At 45.7% G+C, this 1,350-nt stretch carries 2 protein-coding genes; one reads left to right on the top strand and one right to left on the bottom strand.

Annotation, left to right across the window (positions count from 1 at the left end; all coding sequences use genetic code 11):
- Window positions 1-607 (top strand): hypothetical protein (locus tag NFR19_RS08870; RefSeq protein WP_251213430.1); only part of this gene is annotated, 607 nt, incomplete at its 5' end.
- A 107-nt stretch (window positions 608-714) separates the two neighbouring features.
- Here NFR19_RS08870 and NFR19_RS08865 read toward each other — a convergent pair.
- Window positions 715-1,350, bottom strand: a 636-nt coding sequence (locus NFR19_RS08865; protein ID WP_251213429.1) for a hypothetical protein, incomplete at its 5' end; no start/stop codon positions are given.

Below are 1,350 nucleotides of genomic sequence, written 5' to 3'. Positions count from 1 at the left end.
CAATGCACTTTATCCGCTGCGGATCATCGGGCTAAACCAGGACACGCGCTCCGACGGACAGGGCATGGCGGGGTTGACGTTTATGTTCATGAAACCGGTACTACGTTCTACCTATGTTGCCAGTGGCGAAAATGGCAATTTCGGCTGGTCCGAGAGTTCGATCTGCAAGAATATAAGTGCGGGAGGTGCTTTAGCCCCAAGTGTTAAAGAAAAAGCTATTGCCGTTACAAAGCGTGCATTAAACGCGAATAATACAGTAGCAAACATATTGACCACAGGTGATACGTGCTTCATCTTGTCGATGTTTGAATTAGGTGGGGATTGGTCTCTCGCGTACGGTGGAGATACGGGTTCAGGCATATTAGGCGTAGGTAAGGATCGAAATGAGTTGTACCTGCATTTCCAAAGCCTTGGTATGAAGATAGGTGCTGGCGGAGCTAGTAATATGCCTTTATTGAAGAGCTTGGGTCTTAGCGATAATTGGCTACGCGACCGGGTAGTCTTGGATGGCAATTTAAGAATAGGATATATAATCGAAACAGGGGAACTCTGGGGCGCTCCCGGAGGTGATGCTCAACATGTGTTCACACCTTGTTTTTGCTTATAATTAAGCGTCCCTGCTTAAAATGCAATTTGAATAACTATAAATACGGGATCGACCAAGTCGATCCCGTATTCTTTTCAGCTGATAACGCTTCCATTTGTGCTTACTCACTACAAACAGAAACAAGGGGATATACCTGCTAATCCGTCCGATCCGTTCGCTGCATAACCACCAGGCCAACCTCCCCACGGTTGTATGACGATATTGGTAGCAGGCTGCAGCGTTCCATCTGATTTGAACCAAACAGATCGTGTCCACCATATCTGATTATCTCTACTTAAAGCAGATCGAAGTTCTTCTATGGTTCTTCTATTTTCAAAGAACAGATATCCATCGCTACTTGAGGATCCCACGCCCTCTCTTCCCAAGAGTGTTACAGCTGATCCCGATTGACCTAAGTCCAAATCATTCCATTCGTTGTACCTGCTTCCCAATAATTCTTTCAGAGACGGAAGAAACAAAAAATGGTCTCGTTCTATTATGTTTCCATTACTTGCGGTTGTTTTTCTTACAGTAACAAGGCTGCTTCTGACCGACGCTGCCATATTATTGTAGATGTCCCCACCAGCTTGCATACGGTCTTTCAAGGCTGAGGCATACCATCCCCATATAAGGGAATCTGTTAATGGTGCAAAAATGCCTGTAGTAATGGTATTTTTAAACATGAACGTAAGTCCTGCCATGCCCTGTCCGTCGGAGCGCGTGTCCTGGTTCAGACCGATGATCCGCAGCGGATAAAGTGCATT

It is taken from the genome of Adlercreutzia murintestinalis, from assembly GCF_943192905.1.
GTDB lineage: Bacteria > Actinomycetota > Coriobacteriia > Coriobacteriales > Eggerthellaceae > Adlercreutzia_A > Adlercreutzia_A murintestinalis.
This window is presented reverse-complemented; position numbering and strand designations above follow the sequence as displayed.